The sequence below is a fragment of the Streptomyces catenulae genome (assembly GCF_000718015.1).
GTDB lineage: Bacteria > Actinomycetota > Actinomycetes > Streptomycetales > Streptomycetaceae > Streptomyces > Streptomyces catenulae.
In genome coordinates, this window is sequence record NZ_JODY01000040.1 from 25596 (window position 1) to 41397 (window position 15802).

Annotated in this window: 13 protein-coding genes; 5 read left to right on the top strand and 8 right to left on the bottom strand. The window is 74.3% G+C overall.

Translation table 11 applies throughout. The features are described from left to right. Positions 1–145 precede the first annotated feature (145 nt). From IF23_RS0127280 to IF23_RS0127290, 3 genes are all read right to left on the bottom strand, one after another. The gene (locus IF23_RS0127280; protein WP_425423889.1) at positions 146–949 is read right to left on the bottom strand and encodes a LuxR C-terminal-related transcriptional regulator; all 804 of its coding nucleotides are present in this window, start codon (positions 947–949) and stop codon (positions 146–148) included. A gap of 251 nt (positions 950–1200) precedes the next feature. Then, on the bottom strand, positions 1201–2481 hold the full coding sequence (locus IF23_RS0127285) for an ATP-binding protein (RefSeq protein WP_030288256.1): 1281 nt from the start codon (positions 2479–2481) through the stop codon (positions 1201–1203). 145 nt (positions 2482–2626) lie between these two features. After that, entirely contained in the window at positions 2627–4486 is a 1860-nt protein-coding gene (locus tag IF23_RS0127290; protein WP_245655133.1) for a serine/threonine-protein kinase, read from the bottom strand. Positions 4487–4797: 311 nt separating this feature from the next. Between IF23_RS0127290 and IF23_RS0127295 the strand changes: the two genes are divergently transcribed. Both IF23_RS0127295 and IF23_RS0127300 read left to right on the top strand, forming a co-directional pair. Then, positions 4798–6360, top strand: coding sequence for a PspC domain-containing protein (locus tag IF23_RS0127295; protein ID WP_078654300.1), 1563 nt, complete (start codon positions 4798–4800; stop codon positions 6358–6360). Continuing rightward, on the top strand, positions 6357–6566 hold the full coding sequence (locus IF23_RS0127300; RefSeq protein ID WP_030288261.1) for a hypothetical protein: 210 nt from the start codon (positions 6357–6359) through the stop codon (positions 6564–6566). The genes IF23_RS0127295 and IF23_RS0127300 overlap by 4 nt, the downstream gene beginning before the upstream one ends. A gap of 197 nt (positions 6567–6763) precedes the next feature. Here the strand turns inward: IF23_RS0127300 and IF23_RS31645 are convergent, their stop codons facing one another. Both IF23_RS31645 and IF23_RS0127310 read right to left on the bottom strand, forming a co-directional pair. Further along, positions 6764–7069, bottom strand: a complete 306-nt coding sequence (locus IF23_RS31645; RefSeq protein ID WP_245655130.1) for an NUDIX domain-containing protein — start codon at positions 7067–7069, stop codon at positions 6764–6766. A gap of 42 nt (positions 7070–7111) precedes the next feature. Then, the gene (locus tag IF23_RS0127310) at positions 7112–8401 is read right to left on the bottom strand and encodes a hypothetical protein (RefSeq protein WP_030288267.1); all 1290 of its coding nucleotides are present in this window, start codon (positions 8399–8401) and stop codon (positions 7112–7114) included. Positions 8402–8702: 301 nt separating this feature from the next. Here IF23_RS0127310 and IF23_RS0127315 point away from each other — a divergent pair, with 301 nt between their 5' ends. Together IF23_RS0127315 and IF23_RS0127320 are read left to right on the top strand one after the other, a co-directional pair. Then, positions 8703–9047 (top strand): hypothetical protein, encoded by a 345-nt coding sequence (locus tag IF23_RS0127315; protein ID WP_030288270.1) that lies wholly within the window; start codon positions 8703–8705, stop codon positions 9045–9047. A 207-nt stretch (positions 9048–9254) separates the two neighbouring features. After that, the gene (locus tag IF23_RS0127320; protein ID WP_030288272.1) at positions 9255–9689 is read left to right on the top strand and encodes a GNAT family N-acetyltransferase; all 435 of its coding nucleotides are present in this window, start codon (positions 9255–9257) and stop codon (positions 9687–9689) included. Between the two features lie 321 nt (positions 9690–10010). Here IF23_RS0127320 and IF23_RS0127325 read toward each other — a convergent pair whose 3' ends face one another. After that, positions 10011–10886: a 2-hydroxy-3-oxopropionate reductase gene (locus tag IF23_RS0127325; RefSeq protein ID WP_030288274.1), complete on the bottom strand. Its 876-nt coding sequence runs from the start codon at positions 10884–10886 to the stop codon at positions 10011–10013. A 309-nt stretch (positions 10887–11195) separates the two neighbouring features. Next, positions 11196–12773 (bottom strand): glutamine-hydrolyzing GMP synthase, encoded by a 1578-nt coding sequence (guaA, locus tag IF23_RS0127330; protein ID WP_030288278.1) that lies wholly within the window; start codon positions 12771–12773, stop codon positions 11196–11198. 256 nt (positions 12774–13029) lie between these two features. Between guaA and IF23_RS0127335 the strand changes: the two genes are divergently transcribed. Next, the gene (locus IF23_RS0127335; RefSeq protein ID WP_030288281.1) at positions 13030–13338 is read left to right on the top strand and encodes a chorismate mutase; all 309 of its coding nucleotides are present in this window, start codon (positions 13030–13032) and stop codon (positions 13336–13338) included. Positions 13339–13891: 553 nt separating this feature from the next. On the opposite strand, the gene IF23_RS0127340 is transcribed toward IF23_RS0127335, so the two are convergent. Further along, positions 13892–15751, bottom strand: coding sequence for a GMC family oxidoreductase N-terminal domain-containing protein (locus IF23_RS0127340; RefSeq protein ID WP_037679891.1), 1860 nt, complete (start codon positions 15749–15751; stop codon positions 13892–13894). Positions 15752–15802: the final 51 nt, after the last annotated feature.

The window sequence follows — 15802 nt, forward strand, 5'->3', positions numbered from 1 at the left end:
ACGTCCTGGTTGCCCCTCTTCGCGGGCTTCTTTCCTCCTGTCGTCGGACGGATCTTCGTAGCGGTGCCCAGGTCCGGGCCCCGGTGGGCCGGGATCCCTTGCCACAGTGGGCCGGGGTGGGCCGTCCCGGTGGCCCGGCCGGGTGTCAGACCAGGCGGCGGGCGGCGGCCCAGCGGGTCAGTTCGTGGCGGTTGGAGAGCTGGAGCTTGCGCAGCACCGCGGAGACGTGCGACTCCACCGTCTTGACGGAGATGAAGAGCTGCTTGGCGATCTCCTTGTACGCATAGCCACGGGCGATCAGCCGCAGGACCTCGCGCTCCCGCTGGGTGAGGCGGTCCAGGTCCTCGTCCACCGGCGGGGCGTCCGTGGAGGCGAACGCGTCGAGGACGAACCCGGCCAGCCGGGGCGAGAACACCGCGTCCCCGTCGGAGACCCGGAAGATCGCGTCGACCAGGTCCTTCCCGGTGATCGTCTTGGTGACGTAGCCGCGTGCGCCGCCCCGGATGACGCCGATCACGTCCTCGGCGGCGTCGGAGACCGACAGCGCCAGGAAGCGGACCGGCCGCTCCGGGTCGGCCATCTGCGTCATGCTGCGGCGCAGCACCTCCACACCGCCGCCGCCGGGCAGATGGACGTCCAGGAGCACGACCTCGGGGCGGGTGGCGGTGATGACCGTGATCGCCTGGTCGACGTCGGCCGCCTCGCCGACGACCTCGACACCGGTCCGCTCCGTCACCCCGATCTCCGCCTGGACCCCGGTGCGGAACATCCGGTGGTCGTCGACGAGCACCACCCGTACGGTGCGCCGCTCCTCCTCGCCCGCGCCGTCACCGGTCGGGGAGCCGTCCACCGGTCCCAGCGTCGCGGGCCCGTCGGGTGCCGCGGTGGGGTCGGGGGCCGGGGTGCCGGTGCCGACCGGGGTGCCCAGGGGGGTGTCGTCGCCACTCATGCCCTGCTGTGCGCCGTCGCTGTTCATCTCTTCCGTCCGTCCCTCGTGGTCTGCGTCGTCATCATCGCGCGGCCCGGCGGGCCCGGTGCCCGCTGCGGCGTGTGCGGCGCCCGGCGGGCGCGGTGTCGGTCATGGTGGCGCCGGCCATGGGGTGCCGGTCGTACGGATAGGCGTCGGGGTGCTCGTGGGGTGGGCTGTCGGGGCTGCGGGGGCGGCGGCGGGCGGGGTGCGCGGCGGGCCGGAGGAGGGCGTCATTCGGCCCGCTCCATCTCCAGCTCGACCTCGGTGCCGCCGCCGGGCACGGACCGCAGCCGGGCGGTGCCGCCGTGGCGTTCCATCCGGCCGATGATGGACTCGCGGACGCCCATCCGGTCGTCGGGGACCGCGTCCAGATCGAAGCCCGGCCCCCGGTCGCGTACGGAGACGAAGACCGTGCGGCCCTCCACCTCGGCGAAGACCTGCACCGGCCCGCCGTCGCCGCCGTACTTCGCGGCGTTGACCATCGCCTCGCGGGCGGCCTTCAGCTGCGCGCCCAGCGCCTCGTCCAGCGGGCAGTCGCCGACGACCACGACCTCGATCGGTACGCCGTGGTGGTCCTCGACCTCGGCCGCCGCCTTGCGCACCGCGTCGGCGAGGGTCGCGGGCTCCTCGTCCTCCTCCTGGGTGCGTCCCTCGGGCCGGTACAGCCAGGCCCGCAGCTCCCGCTCCTGGGCGCGGGCGAGCCGGGCGACCTCGCGGGAGTCGTCGGCGCTGCGCTGGATGAGGGTGAGGGTGTGCAGCACGGAGTCGTGGACATGGGCGGCGACCTCGGCCCGCTCCTGGGCGCGGATACGCATCAGCCGCTCCTCGGAGAGGTCCTGTATCAGGCGGACGAGATAGGGGCCGACGAGCAGGGCGATGCCGACGACGACGGCGAGCGCGGCCTGGAGCACCGAGCTGAGGTGGCCCACCGAGCCCTGGAGCAGGACGATGCCGGTCACCCCGACGCAGACGAGCACCACCCCGGCGGCGCCGCGCAGCGCCGGGAGGACGCCCTTGCGGCGGCCCAGCTCCAGCCACTGCGCGCGGCGGGCGTTGTCCGCCTGCCGCCAGACGAGGGCGACACCCGCGGCTATCAGCAGCACCGGCCAGAGATAGCCGTTGCCGATGCCCAGCTGGAAGCGGGAGGCGACGAAGGCGGACCCGGCCAGCAGCGCGATCAACGCGATGACCTGGCCCGTGTCCGGTCTGCGGACCCCGGTGCGGCGGGCGCCGTCGGCCGCGGTCCGGCGCTCCTCCACCCCGCCGACGCCGAGCGGGACGAAGAACCAGAACGCGGCGTAGAGCAGCGCGCCCATGCCTTCGGCGAGGAACAGCGCGACGAAGACGACCCGGACCCAGGAGACGGGGAGTCCCAGATGCCCCGCGAGTCCGCGCGCGACACCGCCGAGCAGCCGCCCGTCGGCGCTGCGGTAGAGCTTGCGCACGGGCGGCTCGTCGGACTGCGGCGCGGACGCGTGGTGCGATCCGGCGCGGGGCGGGGCTGTGGTCATGCACCGATCGTCACACGCGGCGGGTCCGGGGACATCAGGGTGGACCCTGACTCGGTCCCTGAGATTTACGGGTGCCACCGACGGCGTCCGGCGCCGGTGCCCGGCTGCCGCGCCCCGACGGTCCCGGCGCGGGCGCGCGCGAGGCTCAGCTCGCGTCCTCGCTCTTGCGGAAGCCGTCCTTCACCTTGGAGAAGAGGTCGCTGAACCTGGCCCAGTCGGCACTCGGCGCGGAGACGTAGATCGCGTACTCCTTCTCCCCCTCGCGGCCGAACCCGAGGTCGATGCCGTGGTACTGCCGCGCCTTTCCCTGGAAGGTGAACTCCCAGATGGCGGCCGGGTCGTTCTGGTACATCGTGTCCTGCAGCCGCTTGCGCGAGTAGCTCGGGTACTCCTTCTGCAGGTCCGCCTCGACCTGCTTGAAGTGCGCCACCTGGTCGCCGGAGGAGAAGTCCAGCACGCTGATCGTCAGCTGCGCGAGCGACGCCTGCGAGATGTAGACGATCTGCCGACCGCCGTCCTTCACCTGTCTCGTCCAGCCGTCCGGCACCGGGTAGGAGACGCCGAGCTCCCGCTCCTCGACACGGTGCATACCGTCCGGGGTGCGCGGGGGCGGCCCTACGGGGCGCTCGGTGGCGGGGGGCCGCCCGGGGGTGTCGCTCGTCGCCGGTTGCCCCGTGCCGCCCGTCCCGTGGAGCGCGTACCAGGCGCCGCCCGCGCCGCCGCCGGTCGCCAGCACCCCGAGGGCACACCAGAGGACGACCCGTCCGCGGCGCTTACGGGGCGGCGGGGTCAGCGCGACCGGGCCCGTCTCGTCGGCACCCGCCACGGTCGCCCGGTTGGCGGCGGGGAGGAGCGAGCCGCCCAGGGAGCCGGTGTCCGCCTCGGCGACCCGTTTGGCCTCCGCCTCCACCTCGGTGAGGCCGCGGGTGGCCGCCACCGCTCCGGTGACCCGGCCGGTGGTGCCGGTGGCCGCGGAATCGGCGGTCGTGGTGTCGGTGCCCGCGGCGGGGCTGCCCAGGGAGGCGGCTATCCGGGGGTCGGCGACCGCCCCGGTGCCGCCCGGCCTCCCGGTGATCCCGGTGGTGGCGCCCGTACCGGTGTTCCCCCGGGCGGACCGTCCGCCGCCCGTGGTGTCCGAGGGCACCACCGGCCGGGTCAGCGCCTCGGAGCCGCTCGCCGTGTCGGAGCCGCGCCCTACGGTGCCCAGGGCCAGCGTCGGCCAGCCGATCAGCGCCGTGTCCACCTCCGCCTCGGCGGTACGCAGCGCCTGCTCGACGACCTCGGCCGTCGGCCGGTCGCCGGGCTCCTTCTCCAGCAGCGCCTCGATCAGCGGCGCCAACGGCCCGGCGTGCGCCGGGGGCTCCAACGGGTCGACGGCGATGGCGTACGCGCTCTCGACCGCGGTGGTCTTACGGAACGGGGGCCGCCCCTCGACCGCCTGATAGAGCGTCGCGCCCAGTGCCCACAGGTCGGACGCGGGCCCGGGGGTGCCGCCCTTGACCCGCTCGGGCGCCAGGTAGTCGATGGATCCGACCAGTTCGCCGGTCTTGGTGAGGGTGGACGTCCCGGAGGCGACGGCGATCCCGAAGTCCGTCAGGACGACGCGGCCCTCGTCACCGAGGAGGACGTTGCCCGGCTTGACGTCCCGGTGCAGCACCCCGGCGGCGTGCGCGGCGCGCAGCGCGGCGATCATGCCGCGGCCGATCCGGGCCGCCTCCCGGGGATCCACGAACCGGTTCTCCCGCGCCGCCTGCTTGATGAGGTCACCGAGCGTCCCGGCGGGGACGTACTCCATGACGATGCACGGCAGCCCGTCGTCGAGGACCACATCGTGGACGCTGACCACGTTGGGGTGGTTGATCCGCGCCGCGGCCTGCGCCTCGCGGGTGGTCCGCTCATGGCGGAGGGCGAGTTCGTCCGCGTCCAACTGGGGCGAGACGTGCAGACGCTTGACGGCCACTTGGCGCGCGAGGACCTCGTCCCGCGCCCGCCACACGGTGCCCATACCGCCGCGGCCTATCCGCTCGATCAGGCGATACCGCCCGGCGACCAGTCGCCCCTCGTCCACCGACGCCGCCTCCGTCACCGCACGCCCCTCCGGAAACCCGTACGTATCCAGGGCGCAACGATAGTCTCCGACCCGGCCGATCCGGCCCTCGCCTGCCGCGCGTGTGCACGGTCCGTCCACGGCGCCGAGGCATCTCGGGGGGATATGCGAACCCGCGGGTGATATCGGGGTTGCTCGGGGTCGATCTCAGGGTTCGACCAGGGTTTCCACGGATGCCGGGAATCCGTCGCGCTTGTCACCATGGGTTCATGAACGAAGCAGCCCCCGCCGAGGAATCGGCAGCGCCCGACGGCACCGCCCCGCCGCGCCCGCCGCTGCGCCGCAGCCGACGGCACAAGGTCGTCGCGGGCGTGTGCGGTGGCCTGGGCCGGCAGTGGGACCTCGATCCGGTGATCTTCCGGATCGTCCTCGCCGTGCTCTCCGTCACCGGCGGCCTGGGGCTGATCTTCTACGGCTTCGCCTGGCTGATCATCCCGCTCCATGGCGAGGAGGAGAACGAGGGCCGTCGGCTGCTCTCCGGCCGGGTCGAGGGCTCGGCGCTGACGGCGCTGCTGTTCGCGCTGGTCGGCTGCGGGCTGTTCCTCACCACGCTGGGCAAGGGCAGCGTCATGTCCTTCGCCGTCCTGCTGACGCTGGCGGTGGCCGGTGCCGCGTACTGGTCGCGCCGCCACCGGGGCGGCGGCCCGGAGGGCCCCGGCGCCCGGGACGCGGCCACCGCCCAGGCTGTCGCCGACGCGCCGCCGGAGACCAAGGCGCCGCCCGGCCCGCAGACGCCGTCGTGGTGGCGGGGGCCGCTCGGCAAGGAGACGGCCGGGCTGATGTATCTGTGGGGTCCGGAGCATGTCGACATCACCTACGAGGGTGGCCACGGTGTGCCCGGTGGCCCCGTGTGGCCGCCCGGTTTCCGCCCCGGCAAGGCGGCGGCCCGTCCGGACGGCACGGCTCCGGCCCCACGGCGGCGGACACGGTCCGGGACGCAGATCGGCGGCCTGGTCTTCCTGCTGGCCGCGCTCGGTGGCACCGGTACGGCGTTCGGCGTCGAGCGGCACGCGCCGTTCTCGCACGCGCTCCAGGCGGGCCTGGCATGTGCGCTGGTGCTGTTCGGGCTGGGGCTGGTGGTCAGCTCCTGGCTGGGGCGGACGGGCGGCGGCACCGTCTTCATGATGGTGCTGACCGCCGCGCTCCTCGCGGTGTCGACGGTGTTGCCGGACAACCTCAGCGCCGAGTGGCAGAACCGTCATTGGACCCCCACCGAAGTCGCCGCCGTTCAGCGGCATTACGAACTCGGCTCCGGAGAAGGCAGGTTGGACCTCGCGGAGCTGTCCGTCAAGGACGGCCGCACGATCCGTACCGGTGCCGAGGTGGGCGCGGGGCGCCTGGAGGTGACGCTTCCGCCGGGGGTGGAGACCACGGTGCATCTGTCGCTGGGTCTCGGCGATGTGCGCCTGCCGGGCGAGCCCGCCGATGACGTACGGATCTCCGCGGGCGACCGGCCACGCACGGTCACGCTGCCCGCGAAGGGCCTGAAGAAGGGGGAGAAGCCGCACGGTTTCCTCGATCTGACGCTCCGGGTCGGCGCCGGGCAGATCGAGGTCCGGCACGCTCCCCCGCCGCCGCCCGCGGAGCCCTCGCCCCCGTCGCCGTCCGGGGCGGCTTCCCCACCGTCGGCCGGTTCGCGGACCGGGGCACTCCCGGCCACCGCGCTCGCGCCGGTCGGCCCGCCGGTCCCCGCCGACGCGCGCATACCCGCCGCGCCCCGCGCCGTCCCGCCCGTCCTCGTCCCCCGGCCGCCCCAGGGAGGCACCTCATGATCCGTCACCCCTTCGAACCGGCACGGTTGATCTGCGGGCTCACCGCGGTGACCGTCGGTGCCGGTTACGGCCTCGACGCCCTCGATGTCTGGCACGCACCCGGGCCCTGGCTCTTCCTGGCGATACCGGCCGGTCTGCTGGTCTCCGGCGTCACCGCCGTCATCTGGGCCGTCGCCCGCCGGGGACGCCCGGGCACGGAGCGGTAGCACCGAGCCGACGGCGGGGGACCCGGGAGCGGGGGAACGGTCATCAGCCGGAGCGGCAACGGGGGCGAGGCGGCCCAGCCAAAGGTGCTGGTCGTCGACGAGTGGTCGAGCGAGGGCGAGTGGCAGGTCAGGAGGGGGTGGAGGAAGTGGCAGGCGAAGGTGAGACCGGTGTCGTCGCCGTCGCCCCCGGCGCGGTGTTACCCGGCGTCGGGAGTGCCGTCCGGCGCCCGGAGCAGGAAGAAGGTGGTCCGCCGCGGTTGCGCCGGGTGCGGGTGGGGCCTGTCCTCGACGGCGATCCGCCGCACCACGGTGACGCCCACCGGACCGACTTCCCCGGCGACCTCCCGCAGGACGGCCCGCTCGGGCCCCTCCCCCGGGCCGGCTCCGCCCGCCGGTCCCCGGGTACCGACCCCCGCCGGGCCGACGCGGTCGAAGACCAGCAGCTCGGGAACAGCGCGGCGGAGGAGCACGTAAGCGACGACGCGGGTTCCGGGGAGGGGCATACGGCGATGCTCCCGTGTCTCCGGGCGGCGCCGGGGTGCTGCCTACTCCCCCACCTCCGCGGTCCAGGGCGCCGACTCCGCGCCGGAGGCGGTGATCACCCGGATCTCGGTGGGGCCCGGGTCGATGTCGGCCGGTACGGGGACGGTCAGGGCGGCGTCCGCCGGGCTGGTGAAGCCGCCCGGGCCGGGCACCAGAGGCACCGGTACATGCACCGTTCCGATGCGTACGACGATGCGGGAGAGCAGGTCAGGGGTGCGGGCGCCCGGCGGGACGAAGCCCGTGCCGCGGATCTCGATGTCGTCGCCGGGGCGGATCGGCGCGGGCAGATCGCCCGGCTCCCGGGCGCGGACCACCGACAGGATGACGGGCCGACCGCCCTCGTCGCACTTGGCGGCCAGGTAGCCCGCGGCGGACACCACGACGAGCGCGGCGGTGACCCAGCCCGCCGACGGCCGGACGAGTCCGGGCGGCCCGAGCACCACGGTCAGGGCGAGCGCCACCACCACCGTGTTCACCAGCAGATACTGCGTGGCGGCGAGGTCGGCGCGGCCCGCGTCGTCGGCGAACAGGTCGACGGCCCGAGGGCGTTCGGCCGCCGGTTTCTGGAGCCGCCCGGTACGGACCCGCGCGGCCACCACGGCGCGCGCCGCCACCGCCGTACCGCCCACGGTCAGCAGGACGAGCAGCAGCGGCGGCGCCAGTGCGGCCCGCCCGGACAGCGCGCCGTCCGCCGCCACCGGCACCGCCCCGCCGGGCAGCACGTTCCCGGTCACCGCCGTCAGCACCGCGAGGACCGCCACGGCGGACCAACCGGCCGCGACCGTACGGGAGGTGGAGAGCCGCTGGTCCTCACCGGTGAGCGGCGCCAGCACCCCGCCGTGCCCGCGGTGCCGCCAGGCCGTCACGGTGCCGCCGAGCGCCAGGGCGACAGCGGCGGTCAGCGTGGCGGTGCGGTGCGCGGTCCAGCCGCCGCCGACCGCGGTCAGCGCCTGGCCGAGGAGGAGCGCGGCGACCGCGCCCCACAGTGTCCGGAGGGTCCCGCGGTGCACGGCGTCGAGCCAGGTCGCGCGGGTGGCGGCGGCGTGTTCCGTCAAGTTCCGTGCGGAGAGGGTGAGTTCGTCGGAGACCCACTGGCGGGCGGCCCCGGCGGAGCGGGTCAGTCCGGCCGGTATGCCGCGCCCGGCGGCGTACTCCTCGCGCAGCGCGACGAACGCCGCGACCGCCTTCCGGTGGGCGGCGCGCGCCCCGTGCCCGCACCGGCCGCAGCGGCACCCCTCCCCTCCGGGGCCGCCACCCGCCCCCGGAACCCCACCTGCACCGGGCGCCCCCATCGCCCCGTCTGCCGCTTCCACCGCCACGTCACCGCCGCTCGCCATGACCCCGCGCCGCCCTCGGGCCGCGTCCGGCGTCAACTTCCGTCCCCTGTAAGGGATTACGTCCAGAGGGCAGTGTGCCGTAGGTGTCGGGTGGTGCGGGAAAACGTCCAGATGGCGGCGGGTGAATGCGCCGCGCCCGGGTTGACGCCCCACCGCGCGTCCGGGGCGGCCGGGCATCCGCCCCGGTACCGGCTCTTCATTAGTCGGGCCGCGCGGCCGATACTGCCGCCCTGTCCCCGCACGGTGGAGGTGGCCGGTGCCGAAGGATCCGCTGATGTATCTGGCGCGGCGGGACGCGTACGCCGCGTTCCTCACCGCGAGCGACGCCGAGGGCGCGGTGATCTGGCGCCGCCTGGACGGCCGTTACGACTCCCTCGACGCCGCCCTCACGGCGACCCGGGAGAGTTACGCGGCGACACAGGCGGCATTCAATGTGCTCGATGTGGAGGGTGTGGGCCCGGTGGAGCAGGCCCGGGAGCTGATGGACCGGCTCCGGGCGTTGCACCGCGTCGATGCGGCGCCGGACGGGGCGTGGGAGACGTACACGGCGGCGCGTGGCGCGTTCGTCACCGCGGCCCGGGCCTTCCTCGCCCGCAACTGACCACGGCGGACAGCCACTTGGCCGGTCCGGATGCCGACGGCGGAGCCGGGGCGGCACCCGGCCAGCCCGAGACCGCACCCGGACGGCCACCGTCGCACCCCGAGACCGCACCCGGACGGCCACCGCCGCGCCCCGGGGCCACCCCCGGGCAGGCGCCTCGGCGCAAACCGGTTGACGCCCCGTCCCCCTCCCACGTTTCCTGCTGCGATGTCCGCTCTCCACCTCGTCCCGCCCGCCGACGACGCCACGCTGTCGGACTGGCTCCACGTCCACAACACGATCATCCCGACCCACGAACTGTCCCTGGACGACGCCCGGGAGCGGGCGGCGCGCCACCGGCTGGAGGTCGCCTACCGGGACGGCGAGCTGGTCGGCTGCTCCACCGTCCGGCCGCCGGTGGACGGCGTGGCGACGGTGATCGCGCGGGTGCTCGCCGCCCACCGGGGCCGCGGCTACGGCACGGAGCTGTACGGCCGCGGGCTGGACCGGGCACGGCAGTTGGGCGCCCGGGCCGTGGAGACGGTGGTGCTGTCGTCCAACGAGGACGGCCTGCGGTTCGCCCTCCGCAACGGCTTCGTCGAAACCGACCGCTACCTGCTGCCCGGCGACACCACCCCCTGGATCGACCTGCGGCTGACCTGACGGCGGGCGCGGAGACGGGGCCGGGCCACCCGGCCGTCACGGGCACGGGCCGGACGCCCGCCACCACGGACGCGAGCCGGGCCGCCCGGCGACCACGACCACGGGCCGGTCCCTGCCACCACCGGCGCGAGCCGAACCGCCACCACGGGCACCGGCCGAACCACCCGGCGACCACGAGCACAGGCACAGGCACGCGCACAGGCACCCGCACGCCCACGGGCCCACCCGCCCACGAACGCACCCCCACCGGCCCGAGCCACCAACGGCCAGCCCCCGCCCACACACCCAGCCTCCAGCACCCGCCCCCACAAGCCGCACCCCCTACCCCCCGCTCAGCAGTTCCACCCCCCGCAGCAGTCCCGAGTGGTCGAGTCCGCCGTCCCCGCGTGCCACCGCCGACGCGATCAGCTGGGCGGCGACGGCGCCCACCGGGAGCGGTACCCCGGCGGCGCGGGCCGCGTCCGTGACGATGCCCATGTCCTTGTGGTGCAGCTCCAGCTTGAAGCCGGGGGTGAAGTCGCGGTCGCGGAAGTTGGCCCGCTTCCGGGTCAGCACCGTCGAACCGGCCAGACCGCCGCCCAGCACCTCCAGGGCCGCGTCCAGATCGACGCCGGACTTCTCCAGGAAGACCACGGCCTCGGCGACGGCCTGGAGACTGACGGCGACGATCAGCTGGTTGGCGGCCTTGACCGTCTGTCCGGCGCCGTGCGGACCGCAGTGGACCACCGTGGTGCCGACGGCGTCGAAGAGCGGCCGGGCCGCCGCGAAGTCCTCCGCCGCACCGCCCACCATGATCGACAGCACCCCCTCGACGGCGCCCGCCTCGCCCCCGGAGACCGGCGCATCCAGGACCCGTACCCCCTTGTCCGCGGCGGCTGCCGCGAGGTCGACGGAGGTCTGCGGGGTGATCGAGGAGTGGTCGATGAACAGCGTGCCGGGCGCCGCGTGCGCCAGGATGCCGTCCGGGCCGTAGGCGACCGCCTCGACCTGCGGGGACGCCGGGACCATGGTGATCACCACGTCCGCCCCGCGCACCGCGTCGGCGATCGACGCCGCCTCCTGTCCGCCCGCCGCCACCAGCGCGGCCGCCCGGCCGGGGCTGCGGTTCCAGCCGCGGACGGTGTGCCCGGCCCGGGCGAGGTTCACCGCCATCGGGCTGCCCATGATGCCGAGTCCGATGAATCCGATCGTGCTCATCGCGCGCCGCTCCTCACTGCTCCACCGGTACGCCACCGCCCCGCGGCCCGTACCGCTCCTCTCCATTCTTATTCCGCATCACGGAGATTCGATACCGTCATACGAAATCTTCGCCGCCATCATGCGAGCCGACGCCGCCGACGTCAACGCCCCCGCCGGACGCCGCCGCACAAACCCACCGGGAACGGACCGGCCACCGCGCCCCGGCCACCAGGCGCGGCGCCCCCGGAACGCGCCGACGCCGCCGCTCACGGGGAGCGACGGCGTCGGCGTCGGGCGTACGGGAGGACCGGCGGACCGGTCAGCGGGTCACTCCCACTCGATGGTGCCCGGGGGCTTGCTGGTGACGTCGAGGACGACGCGGTTGACGTCCGCGACCTCGTTGGTGATCCGGGTCGAGATCTTCGCCAGGACGTCGTACGGCATCCGCGTCCAGTCCGCGGTCATGGCGTCCTCGGAGGAGACCGGGCGCAGCACGATCGGGTGGCCGTAGGTGCGGCCGTCGCCCTGGACGCCGACCGAGCGGACGTCGGCGAGCAGCACGACCGGGCACTGCCAGATCTCGGCGTCGAGACCGGCCGCGGTCAGCTCCTGGCGGGCGATGGCGTCGGCCTCGCGGAGCAGGTCAAGCCGCTCCTTGGTGATCTCGCCGACGATACGGATGCCCAGACCCGGACCGGGGAACGGCTGGCGCTGGACGATCACGTCCGGCAGACCCAGCTCGGAGCCGACCAGGCGGACCTCGTCCTTGAAGAGCTGCCGCAGCGGCTCGACCAGCTGGAACTCGATGTCGTCGGGGAGCCCGCCGACGTTGTGGTGCGACTTGATGTTCGCGGTGCCCTCGCCGCCGCCGGACTCGACGACGTCCGGGTACAGGGTGCCCTGCACGAGGAACGCGACCTCGGGGCCCTCCTCCTGGAGGATCTCCAGCTGGGCCTGCTCGAAGACCCGGATGAACTCCCGGCCGATGATCTTGCGCTTGGTCTCCGGGTCGGAGACACCGGCCAGGGCGTTCAGGAAGCGCTCGCTCGCGTCGACAACCTTGAGGTTGGCGCCGGTGGCGGCCACGAAGTCCTTCTCGACCTGCTCGGTCTCGCCCTTGCGCATCAGACCGTGGTCGACGTAGACGCAGGTCAGCTGGGAGCCGATGGCCTTCTGGACCAGAGCTGCGGCCACCGCGGAGTCCACGCCGCCGGACAGACCGCAGATGGCGCGCTTGTCGCCGACCTGGGCGCGGATGGCCGCGACCTGCTCCTCGACGATGTTGCCGGGCGTCCAGGTGGGCTCGATGCCCGCGCCGCGGTAGAGGAAGTGCTCCAGCACCTGCTGGCCGTGCGTGGAGTGCATGACCTCGGGGTGGTACTGGACGCCGTAGAGCTTCTTCTCGTCGTTCTCGAAGGCGGCGACCGGGACGACGTCCGTGGACGCGGTGACGGTGAAGCCCTCGGGCGCGGCGGAGCAGGCGTCGCCGTGCGACATCCAGACGGACTGCTCGGCGGGGGTGCCCTCGAAGAGGGTGGAGCCGGGCCTGGAGACGGCCAGCGGGGTGCGGCCGTACTCACGGGCGCCGGTGTTGTCGACCGTGCCGCCCAGGGTGGTGGCCATGAGTTGGAAGCCGTAGCACATGCCGAAGACCGGGACACCGGCCTCGAACAGGGCGCGGTCGACGCTGGGGGCGCCGTCGGCGTAGACCGACGAGGGGCCGCCGGAGAGGATGATCGCCTTGGGGTTCTTGGCGAGCATCTCGGCCACCGGCATGGTGGACGGGACGACCTCGCTGTAGACCCGGGCCTCGCGAACGCGGCGGGCGATGAGCTGGGCATACTGCGCGCCGAAGTCGACTACGAGGACGACGTCCGGGGCGGCGGCAGGGGGCGCTGATGGCACTTCGGCGGCCTTCCGGCGGTGTGGAGCAGGGGTTGGACTTTCGATTCTAACGGGCTCATACTGAGCGCCATGTCCAAGCAGCTGACCTTCGACTTTACCTATGGCACCGGCCCGGCCGGCTGCCATGGACGTGCTGCTTGATCATCTGACCAGCGACTTCCCAGGCGCCCCGGGCCGACAAGGCCCGGGGCGCCTGTGTCGTTCCCGGTCCGCCCGTCGGCTCCGGGGGCCACCGACCCCCAGGAGAGAACCGAACATGAGCAACGACGCCACCGTCGCCCCCGCCACGACCGCCGCCGACACCGGGGCACGCACCCCCGAGGCGGTCGGGACGATCACCGACGCACGTGGGCGGATCGACGATCTCGACGGCCGGATCATCGGCCTCGTCCAGGAACGGATGGCGGTCTCCGCCGTGATCCAGCGTGAGCGCATCGCGTCCGGCGGGCGCCGGGTGAACCTCTCCCGCGAGATGGAGATCCTCGACCACTACCGCGGGCAGCTCGGCCGGTCCGGGACCGCGCTGGCGATGACGCTGCTGGAGCTGTCCCGCGGCCGTGTCTGAGGGCCGGACGGCGGGGGCGCACCGGCGCGCGGGCGGGCCGCGTGCGCCGGGCGCAGCGGGCGGATCTGAGTTCGGTTGACCTCTCACCCGTACGGCGCGTGACCGGCCGCGGAACCGCTTCGTTGTGCCGTGTGCCGCGCCAGCCAGGCGCGGGAGGCAGGACTACGCGTAGACGCCGCCCCCGGGGCGGAACGCCGGAGGGATGAGACGCCGGCCGCTCGGCGGCCCGCGTCGTGGGACCTCGCTCCGGTGAGGTGACCGGTCAGCAGGGGACAGCAGCCCGGTCACGTCGATGGGTGGCCGGTCCTGGGGACGCCCGGGACCGGCCGCATCCGGTCCGTACGCGTCCCACCCGCACTCCCGCCTCCCGGCGGCCCCGCTTCCTCGCTTCTCCGCTTCTCCGTCCCGCTCCACCGATCCCGCGGCGCATCCCCCCGGCGCCGCTCCCCGGTGCCCGCGCCGCCCTGACGCCGGCACCGGCGGCAAGGGCCCCGTTGCCGTCCGCCCTCCCCTCTTGCGGACGGCGCCGCGGGGCCCTTCGCACGCCCGCGGCTCAGTCGCCGTCCGGCTCCGTACGCGGCTCGTCGGTGCGCTTCGGCGGGACGACCGGGACGGCGAGCAGCGGCAGTTTCAGGGCGCCGAAGGCAGACGGCGGGACGGCGGGGGCGACCGGCTCGACGGGCGTCAGCCGCCGGTACGCCTCGCCCTGGCCGGGCCGCGGGTCCGCCTCGCCGTTGTTCGGCCAGAACGCCATCGCCCGCTCGGCCTGCGCGGTGATCGTCAGGGACGGGTTGACGCCGAGGTTGGCGGAGACCGCGGCGCCGTCGACGACGGAGATGCCGGGGTGCCCGTAGAGGCGGTGGTACGGGTCGATGACGCCGTGGTCGGCGTCCTCGCCGATGGGGCAGCCGCCGAGGAAGTGCGCGGTCAGCGGGGTGCCCATCAGCTCGCCGACGTTGCTGCCGGGGAAGCCGTTGATCGCCTTCGCCAGGTGCCCGGCCGCCTCGTACGCCTCGGGGATCTGCTCCGGGTTGGGGGCGCCGTGGCCCTGGCGGGCGGTGAGCAGGCCCTTTCCGGGGCCGGAGGGTTTGCGGTACGTCGTCAGGGAGTTGTCCAGGGACTGCATGACGAGGCCGATGATGGTCTTCTCCGACCAGCGGCGGTTGGAGAGCGACTGCGCGGTCTGCACCGGGTGGCGCAGGCTGCGCGCCGCCCAGGCCAGCGCGCGGCGACCGCGGCGGGCGGCGAGCGGCACCTGTACGACGGAGAGCGACCCCATGGCGTTGGAGCCCTTGCCGTAGCGGACCGGTTCGATGTGGGTGTTCTCGTCCGGGTGGATGGACGAGGTGATCGCGACGCCGCGGGTGAAGTCGGGGCGGGTGCCGTACTTCTTGCGGTAGCGGCGGTCGCTGGTCTGCGAGCCGACCAGCGCCTCGGAGTTGGTGCGGGTCAGCTCGCCCAGCCGCGGGGAGATGCCGGAGAGCAGTCCGCTGTCCTTCATGCGGTGCAGCAGCGTCTGGGTGCCGTACGTACCGGCGGCGAGGACGACGCGGCGGGCGGTGAAGACCCGGCCGCGGCCACGGCGCTTGTCGTCGGTGGGCAGCGTGCCGAGGGCGTAGCCGCCGCGGGAGTCCTCGGTGACGGTGACGACGGAGGTCATCGGGTGGATGACGGCTCCGGCCTGTTCGGCGAGGTGGAGGTAGTTCTCGTTGAGGGTGTTCTTGGCGCCGTGGCGGCAGCCGGTCATGCACTCGCCGCACTCGGTGCAGGCGGTGCGGGCCGGGCCCTTGCCGCCGAAGTACGGGTCGTGGACCTGGCCGCCGGGCTCCGCGCGGGCGCGGCCGTCCGCGTCCTCGCCGTCGCCGAAGAAGACGCCGACGGGCGCGAGGTGGAAGGAGTCGCCGACGCCCATCTTCTCGGCGGCTTCCTTGAGATGGACGTCGGACGGGGTGGTCGTCGGGTTGAGCCGGACGCCCAGCATCCGCTTGGCCTGGTCGTAGTAGGGCGCCAACTCGTCCTGCCAGTCGGTGAGATGGCCCCACTGCTGGTCGCGGAAGAACTGCGGCGGCGGGACGTAGAGGGTGTTGGCGTAGTTGAGGGAGCCGCCGCCGACCCCGGCACCGGCCAGCACCATGACGTTGCCGAGGAGGTGGACGCGCTGGATGCCGTAGCAGCCGAGGGCCGGGGCCCACAGGTAGTTGCGCAGGTCCCAGGAGTTCTTGGGGAGCGTCTGGCGGCTGAAGCGGCGTCCGGCCTCCAGGACGCCGACGCGGTAGCCCTTCTCGGTCAGCCGCAGGGCCGAGACCGCGCCGCCGAAGCCGGAGCCGACGACCAGCACGTCGTAGTCGTAGGGGCGGTCGGTCTCCCGGCGCTGCCCGGGGAGCGGGTGGGGGGCGGAGTTCTTCTGCGGCACGGGCTCTCCTGGGGATGGGCGGGCGGGCCGCGCGCGTCGCGGCCCGCCCGG

Coding starts and splice junctions, on each gene's coding strand:
- IF23_RS0127280 (WP_425423889.1), bottom strand. CDS start 949: ATGAGTGGCGACGACACCCCCCTGGGCACCCCGGTCGGCACCGGCACC.
- IF23_RS0127285 (WP_030288256.1), bottom strand. CDS start 2,481: ATGACCACAGCCCCGCCCCGCGCCGGATCGCACCACGCGTCCGCGCCG.
- IF23_RS0127290 (WP_245655133.1), bottom strand. CDS start 4,486: ATGGGCACCGTGTGGCGGGCGCGGGACGAGGTCCTCGCGCGCCAAGTG.
- IF23_RS0127295 (WP_078654300.1), top strand. CDS start 4,798: ATGAACGAAGCAGCCCCCGCCGAGGAATCGGCAGCGCCCGACGGCACC.
- IF23_RS0127300 (WP_030288261.1), top strand. CDS start 6,357: ATGATCCGTCACCCCTTCGAACCGGCACGGTTGATCTGCGGGCTCACC.
- IF23_RS31645 (WP_245655130.1), bottom strand. CDS start 7,069: ATGCCCCTCCCCGGAACCCGCGTCGTCGCTTACGTGCTCCTCCGCCGC.
- IF23_RS0127310 (WP_030288267.1), bottom strand. CDS start 8,401: ATGGGGGCGCCCGGTGCAGGTGGGGTTCCGGGGGCGGGTGGCGGCCCC.
- IF23_RS0127320 (WP_030288272.1), top strand. CDS start 9,255: ATGTCCGCTCTCCACCTCGTCCCGCCCGCCGACGACGCCACGCTGTCG.
- IF23_RS0127325 (WP_030288274.1), bottom strand. CDS start 10,886: ATGAGCACGATCGGATTCATCGGACTCGGCATCATGGGCAGCCCGATG.
- IF23_RS0127335 (WP_030288281.1), top strand. CDS start 13,030: ATGAGCAACGACGCCACCGTCGCCCCCGCCACGACCGCCGCCGACACC.